Below are 6,936 nucleotides of genomic sequence, written 5' to 3'. Positions count from 1 at the left end.
GCCATCCCAAACAATGGGCGGCATCTTTGACGCCAAACCCTCCTCCCATAGTTTGGGGTGATGGGTTTTGGCACCAAACCCTCCTCCCATAGTTTGGGGTGATGGGTTTTAACGCCAAACCCTCCTCCCATAGTTTGGGGTGGCTTATTTGAGTGTCAAAGATGCCGCCCCAAACTATGGGAGGAGGGTTTGGCGTTAAAGATGCCGCCCATCGTTTGGGGTGGCGTATGTTAGCCCAAGCCCGGCCTTGCCCCCGTTGATAACGCCGGCTAAGACGCCAAAGGGGGCATTACCAGCGTTGGTGAGGCTGGAGCGGCGTCGCCCAGAATGCGGACGGGCTGCTTGTGCTCGTCCACGGCCACGAAGGTGAACAGGCCCGTCACAGCCTTGTGGCGCTCTTCGGAGTACATCTGCTCCACAAAAAGCTCGACGCGCACCTTCAGGCTGGTGTTGCCCACGTGTTCGATGTTGGCCACCAACTCCACCAGGGAGCCGCCGGGAATGGGCTGGGTAAAGTCGACCCGCTCGGAGGAAACGGTGACCATTTTCAGACGCGAAAAACGGGTAGCCGCAATGAAGGCCACCTCGTCCATCAGCATGAGCGTAGTACCCCCGAAGAGGGTGTCGTAGTGGTTGGTGGTGTTGGGAAAAACGGCTTTGAAAATACGCGTTTCGGCGCGGGCAATGCGGTCGGCAAGGAGCATGGTTGCGGAAAAATAAGGTAAAGTTCGTGCTCGCGTTCCTGTCTCGTTACAGGTCCGCAGCCCGATTAGGTCAGGGGGTAGAGGTACCACTACAGCAGCGAGCGAATCCAGCCGCCATCCACGGGAATGGAGGTGCCAGTGATGTAGCTGGCCCGCTCCGAGCACAAGAACGCCGCCAGGGCCGCAAACTCCCGTGGCTCGCCCAGCCGCCGCATGGGAATTCCGGCTTCCCAACGTTCCGTAACTGCGGCGGCAGAAGTGTTTTCCCGGGCGGCCGTCGCTTCGGCCAAACCTACGACTCGCTCGGTGCGCGTGTAGCCCGGCAGGATGTTGTTGACCGTGACTCCGAACGGCGCTACTTCATTGGCCAGGGTGCGGGCCATGCCCGTAACGGCGGCGCGCAGGCTGTTTGAGAGCATGAGGTTTTCGACGGGCTGCTTCGCGGCGATGGACGTCACGTTCAGAATGCGGCCCCAGCCCCGTTCCTTCATGCCGGGCAGCACGGCGCGCGTGAGTTCCACCACGCTGGTGAGCAGCAGGTGCGTGGCGGCTTCCCATATGGCCGGGCTTAGCGTGTCGAAAGTGCCGGCGGGCGGGCCGCCAGCGTTGGTTACCAGGATGTCGATGCGCCCGAATCGCTCCAGCGCGGCTTGCACCACGCGGGCCACGTCGGCTGGTTCGGCTACGTTGGCCGGGACACCGAGAACGGGTACGCCCGTGCCTGCCGCGATGGCGGCGCAGGTTTCCTGAAGGACGTCTTCGCCGCGGGCGCACAGGACCAGCGAGGCCCCTTCGGCCGCCAATTCTTCGGCAATGGCGCGGCCCAGACCCTTGCTGGCGGCAGCCACCAGGGCCACTTTTCCGATTAATCTGAGGTCCATATGCTTATTTCTGACGGAGGTAGTCGTCGGATTTATCGAGCCAATCCTGGCGGGGCGGGCTGAAGATGTCCACATCCAGGGTATCCTCGATGGCCTCGGCTTTGTGCGGCACGTTGGATGGGATATGGAGCACCTCGCCCGCCCCAACGACAATGGGCTCGGCGTCTTCCGAGCCAATCCAAAAGCGCAGAGCGCCTTCCAGGATGTAGGTTATCTGCTCGTTGTCGTGTTGGTGCAGGGGCACAATGCAGCCTTTTTTGAGGTAGACTTGGGCCAGCATCATTTTATCACCGGTGATGAGGCGGCGCGCCAACGAATCAGAAAGCTGCTCTTTGGGCATGTCTTCCCAGCGGTACTGGGTTACTTGTTGAGGGTTTTCCATGGTTGAATGAGTGTTTTGAAGTAAGGATTTATTAGGCGTTAGAAGCGTCATGCTCCATCTGGCGTTCGCGGAGCCGAAGCATCTCTACCTCAATACTAACTCAATTGATAGAATTACTTGCTCGGAAAAGACAGCTGCAAGGCGACTACCGCCAGCGCCTACTCTGCAATCAATTGGATTACTGGTGTGGTAGCGATGCTTCGGCTCCGCGGACGCCAGATGAAGCCTGACGTTCTTTTGCTCGCTGCTTTCTGCTTCCTACCCCTCCTTCCCCCACAACTTACACCCGCACCCGGCCAGCCACCGCCGACACGCACAGCCCCATCAGCGCAATCAGCGCGAATGACACCCGCAGGCTCGTGGCCCCGGCCACCATCCCGATAACCGGCGGCCCCAGCAAAAAGCCCAAAAACCCTACCGTAGACACCGAAGCCAGCGCCATACCGGCCGACATACGCGTCGATTTCCCCGCCGCGCTGTACACCAGCGGCACCACCGACGAGGTGCCAAAGCCCACCAGCAGGAAGCCCAGCAATGCCGTGCCCAGCGTGGGCAGCAGCACCGCCAGCAGCAGCCCCACCGCCGTGAGCAGCCCGCTGAGCTGAATAACGCGCCGGGCGCCCAGGCGCCCCGCCAGCCAGTCGGCCCCGAAACGCCCCAGCGCCATGGTGCTCATGAAGGCCGTGTAGCCCGCCCCCACCCAATCCTTGTCGGCCTGAATGACCTTTTTGAAATATATCCCGCTCCAGTCGAACATAGCCCCCTCGCAAATGAGCGCGCAGAAGGCAATGGCTCCCAAGCCCAGCAGCTCTTTGTCGGGCTTCACGAAAATGGGCTGATTGGGGTCTGTGTTGCTGTCCTCGCGCACGATATAGCCCGCGCTCACCGCCAGGCCGGCCATGATGAGCAGCGTGATTAGCAGAAAATGCACGCCCGGCGTCACCGCGTGGCCAATCATAAACGTGCCCACGGCCGCAGCTACAAACCCCGCCAGGCTCCACAACCCGTGAAAGGAAGCCATAATGGGCTTATGCTTGTACAGCCGCTCCACGCCCACGGCCTGGGTATTCACCGAGATATTAGTCAGGTTGCCGCCAATACCGAATAGCGCGAGGCAGGGCAGCAACTGGTATAAGTTGCGGGCCCAGCCTAGGGCCAGCAGCGCGGTGGCGTACAGCAGCACGCCCCACAGCACCACCTTGCGGCTGCCTTGTTTGGCCACCAGCCACCCAGCCAGGGGCAACGACAATAATTGCCCCAGCGGAATGGCCAGTAGTACGCCACCCAGCCCCGCCTCCGAAATGCCCATGCGCTGCTGCACACTCGGAATGCGCGAGGCCCAAGTGGCAAAGCACAAGCCCAACAGGAAAAACAGCGTCCCCACAGCCAGTCGGTGGGCTCTTCTGGAGATATACCGAGGAGGAGCAGTCAACGAAATCATACACTTACAATACTCTCAGCGGCGTTGAATACCCCGTCTTCAGCCCCAATTTTAGCGCACACAAGCTCCCCCAACGCCGGGCAGCACCCGGTAGTTGCCGTAGTAGCAAGAGGTGCCCTTATCTTTCAACGACGCTTTCCCGCCAACCCTATGTCCCAACCCGACCGTAATAAGCAGGCCGCCATTGCGTTCTATGAGCTGATGTTCAACGACTGCCAGCCCGCCGAAGCCCTGGCCCGCTACGTGGGCGCCGACTACATTCAGCACAACCCCCACGTAGCTAACGGCAAGCAAGGCTTTCTCGAATACTTCCTGCGCATGCAAGGCGAATATCCTGGTAAGCACGTGCGCGTGGTACGGGCCGTAGCCGAAAACGACCTCGTGGTACTGCACTGCCACCAAAGCTGGCCCGGCGACCACGACTACGCCGGCATGGACATTTTCCGTTTCGATGCCGACGGCAAAATTGTGGAGCACTGGGACGTGCTACAAGTAGTACCGGCCACCGCCCAGAATGAAAACGGCATGTTTTAATTACGGCCTTCACCGCCGTTTTCTCTAAAGGGAGACGGCGATACTACGCCTTCAGGTCCTGTTTAATCTGATGAATCAGTTCGCGTAGTGGCAGGACAATGGACTCCACCAACGGCTGCAGCGCAACGGGCCGGAAGCCGTCTTCCCATTGGTCAAGCGCTTCTACGGGAGGCAACAGGTGCGATGTGCCCAGGCATAGCAGGTTGGGCCGCAGGGCGTGCGCCGCCATTTTCAGCAGCGCGATGTCACCCGTCTGCATGCCCTGGCTTAGCTGCCGCAAAGCCTCTTCGCCGCTCTCGATAAACGTTTCGAGCATGAAAACCACGAAATCCTTTTTGCCTTGCCCCAGCTTTAGTAGCTCATCAACCTGATAGAGCTTCGCCGAAACAGCCGGCGGCATGGGCCGCCCAAACGGCGACTCCGGCTCCAGCACAAGGCTTGTGCCAGCGGACGGCGGCAGCACCCACTTACTCAAGGTTGCCAGCAGCTCTTCTTCTTTGAACGGCTTGGTCAGGTAATCCGTCATGCCTGCGGCCAGGCATTTTTCTCGTTCCCCCTTGATGGCGTTGGCGGTGAGGGCCACAATGGGGGTGGTCAGGCCCAACTGTTGGCGCAGGATGGTAGTGGCAGTGTACCCATTCATCACGGGCATCTGGAGGTCCATGAAAATCAGGTCGAAATACTGATGCAGGGCCAGCTCCACGGCCACGGCTCCGTGCTCGGCCTCCGTCACCCGCACGTGCGCATGTTGGAGGAGCGTTTTGGCAATCTGCCGGTTGAACGGGTTGTCTTCCACCACCAATACTTGCTTGTCGCGCAGGCCATTGCGAACCGAGTCGTTGGGCAGCACCTCCTGAATGGGCAAATCCTGGAGCGAGCCCGTAGGCAGGCGCAGGGAGAAGCGCATCACGGTACCACGGTCTTTTTGGCTCTCCAACTGCACGTCGCTTCCCATTAGGCCCAGCAGGTTGCGGCAAATACTCAACCCTAGGCCCGTACCGCCAAACTTGCGGGTTACCGAAGAATCTGCCTGGCTGAACTCCTGGAAAATTACCTTGGCGAGTTCCGGTTCAATGCCCACACCGGTATCGGCCACGGCAAATACAACTTCCCCGCCGGTACCAGGCACCACATCGCAGGAAACCCAAACATGGCCCGTTTCAGTAAATTTTATGGCGTTGCCGGTCAGGTTCAGCAGCACTTGCCGGATGCGGTACGGGTCGCCTATGAGCACCTCTGGCACTTCCGGGGATACACCAATGGCCAGCGACAAGCCTTTTTCCCGGGCCTTGTAGTGCAGGGTTTGCTCTATCTCCAGCAGTAGGTGGCGGGGCTCGAAGCCTACCTGTTCGAGCACCATCTTACCCGCTTCGAGTTTCGACAAGTCGAGGATGTCGTTGATGATGACCAACAAGTGTTCGGCCGAAGTCGTGATGGCTTGCCGGTAGTTGCTTTGCTCAGGGTCCAGAGCGGTTTTAGCCAGCAGCTGGCTAAAACCCAGAATGGCGTTCATCGGCGTACGGATTTCGTGGCTCATGTTGGCCAGGAAAATCTCGCGCGCCCGCACCGCCGACTCGGCCGCCAGCTTGGCATGGCGCAACGCCTGCTCGGTCACCACCCGGTCGGTAATGTCGATGCCGTAGGCTACGATGAGATGCAGCGTGCCATCGGCGAAAAACACGGGCTGCAGGCAACGATACTGGTGGCGGACGCCATCAGGCTGGGTATAAGTTTCTTCAAAAGTTACCAACCGGCGCTCCCGCACGGCCTGGCTCAGGCGCGCCCCGCGCTCCTCGGTGATGGCCAGCGGCACGCCGTAGCGAGTACCGTATTCGAAGATGTTTTTACCAACTATCCACTTCCGGGCGGCGGGGTCGTCGATGCGATTGGCATTCACAAACAAGTAGCGAAACTCTGCATCGAACACTGCCACGTCACAGGGCATCTGGTTGAGCGTGAACTCATAGAATTCGCGCTGCTCAACCAGTTTTTGCTCAGCCAGCCAGCGTTGGGTGATGTCGGTGCCGGTGCCCACTACCATGCGCAAGGCCCCATCGGCCGCAAACACGGGGATGACTTGCCGTAACATGTGCCGCGAGCCAGTGACTGAAGGCAGGTTTTCCTCCCATTTGGACTCAACGCCCGACTGTGCCGCTCTTTCAAGTACCCGAACCCGTTTCTCGGCTACATCCATAGGTCGCTGCCGGTAGGCGCAGTACGCGAAGTCATCCTTGCCGATTATCCAGTTGCGCAGCACCGGGTCGCTGAAGCACTGGGAATTGACGAATTGGTAGCGGTTATCTGGACCAAACGCGGCTACTTCAACCTTGATATTATTGAGAATGGTTTGGTAAAAATCCTGCTGGTCAGCCAAGCGCTGCTCCAGCACCTTCGCCGCGCTTTGGTAGCAGGCCGTGCGCTGATGGTGCTCGGTCACGTCGCGGTAGCTCACCAGATGGTGGTGGTTCTCGTCGTCCAGCACGGCGTAGTCCCGCTCCAGCACACGCCCGTCCAGCAGCGCAAACTCCTCATTCCAGGCAGTTTGGCCAGCCTTGCCGGCAGCCGGAGCCAGGGCACCCGCGGGGTCCTGAAACTTAGCTTGCAAGGCCGTAGCCATGTTCAGTGGCTGGCCATCGCCCGCCGTGGTTAGACTTGAGCCGAATAATTCGCGGCAACCTTGGTTGGTAGCCAGAATCTGTCCCTTGTCGGTAGTAAGCACTACTGCGCCGGGCATCCCGTCCACTAGCGCCGTAAAGAGGGCCTTCTGCGCCAGTAGCTCGGCCTGAGAGGCCGCCAGAGTCCGTTGTAGTTCAGCAATTTGTTCTTCTGCTTGGCGATTAGTACGCCACCCCTCCCCCTCTGGCTGAGCATTAAGCATCGTATTCGATGGTAGAGGAGAGGAAGAAGTAATCATCGACTAAATAACTGGTAATAATAAATCTTAACAAAGATAGGTCGTTAATTCGGCTTAACCCCTTTATTTTCTACACGTTA

The 6,936-nt window shown here is 59.3% G+C and carries 6 protein-coding genes; 1 reads left to right on the top strand and 5 read right to left on the bottom strand.

Features of this window, described 5'->3' with window-relative positions:
* Positions 1 to 269 precede the first annotated feature (269 nt).
* The 4 genes from WX88_RS20700 to WX88_RS20685 form a co-directional block, all read right to left on the bottom strand.
* Positions 270 to 704 (bottom strand): acyl-CoA thioesterase, encoded by a 435-nt coding sequence (locus tag WX88_RS20700; RefSeq protein WP_046246317.1) that lies wholly within the window; start codon positions 702 to 704, stop codon positions 270 to 272.
* A gap of 89 nt (positions 705 to 793) precedes the next feature.
* Positions 794 to 1,585, bottom strand: a complete 792-nt coding sequence (locus WX88_RS20695) for an SDR family oxidoreductase (protein ID WP_046246316.1) — start codon at positions 1,583 to 1,585, stop codon at positions 794 to 796.
* Between the two features lie 4 nt (positions 1,586 to 1,589).
* Complete coding sequence (locus WX88_RS20690) at positions 1,590 to 1,967, bottom strand: cupin domain-containing protein (RefSeq protein ID WP_046246315.1); 378 nt, start codon at positions 1,965 to 1,967, stop codon at positions 1,590 to 1,592.
* A 280-nt stretch (positions 1,968 to 2,247) separates the two neighbouring features.
* Positions 2,248 to 3,351 (bottom strand): MFS transporter, encoded by a 1,104-nt coding sequence (locus WX88_RS20685; RefSeq protein WP_231590760.1) that lies wholly within the window; start codon positions 3,349 to 3,351, stop codon positions 2,248 to 2,250.
* 207 nt (positions 3,352 to 3,558) lie between these two features.
* Here WX88_RS20685 and WX88_RS20680 point away from each other — a divergent pair, with 207 nt between their 5' ends.
* Positions 3,559 to 3,942 (top strand): nuclear transport factor 2 family protein, encoded by a 384-nt coding sequence (locus tag WX88_RS20680; RefSeq protein ID WP_046246313.1) that lies wholly within the window; start codon positions 3,559 to 3,561, stop codon positions 3,940 to 3,942.
* 43 nt (positions 3,943 to 3,985) lie between these two features.
* Here the strand turns inward: WX88_RS20680 and WX88_RS28075 are convergent, their stop codons facing one another.
* Complete coding sequence (locus WX88_RS28075) at positions 3,986 to 6,820, bottom strand: PAS domain-containing hybrid sensor histidine kinase/response regulator (RefSeq protein WP_052732918.1); 2,835 nt, start codon at positions 6,818 to 6,820, stop codon at positions 3,986 to 3,988.
* Between the last annotated feature and the right edge of the window lie 116 nt (positions 6,821 to 6,936).

The organism is Hymenobacter terrenus, from assembly GCF_000972495.1.
GTDB lineage: Bacteria > Bacteroidota > Bacteroidia > Cytophagales > Hymenobacteraceae > Hymenobacter > Hymenobacter terrenus.
Note: the sequence above shows the minus strand (reverse complement) of the source record. Positions and strands in the feature narration are given on the sequence as shown.

Bases quoted from the DNA above. Each gene is read 5' to 3' on its own strand.
- WX88_RS20700 (WP_046246317.1), bottom strand. From the start codon at position 704: ATGCTCCTTGCCGACCGCATTGCCCGCGCCGAAACGCGTATTTTCAAA.
- WX88_RS20695 (WP_046246316.1), bottom strand. From the start codon at position 1,585: ATGGACCTCAGATTAATCGGAAAAGTGGCCCTGGTGGCTGCCGCCAGC.
- WX88_RS20690 (WP_046246315.1), bottom strand. From the start codon at position 1,967: ATGGAAAACCCTCAACAAGTAACCCAGTACCGCTGGGAAGACATGCCC.
- WX88_RS20680 (WP_046246313.1), top strand. From the start codon at position 3,559: ATGTCCCAACCCGACCGTAATAAGCAGGCCGCCATTGCGTTCTATGAG.
- WX88_RS28075 (WP_052732918.1), bottom strand. From the start codon at position 6,820: ATGCTTAATGCTCAGCCAGAGGGGGAGGGGTGGCGTACTAATCGCCAA.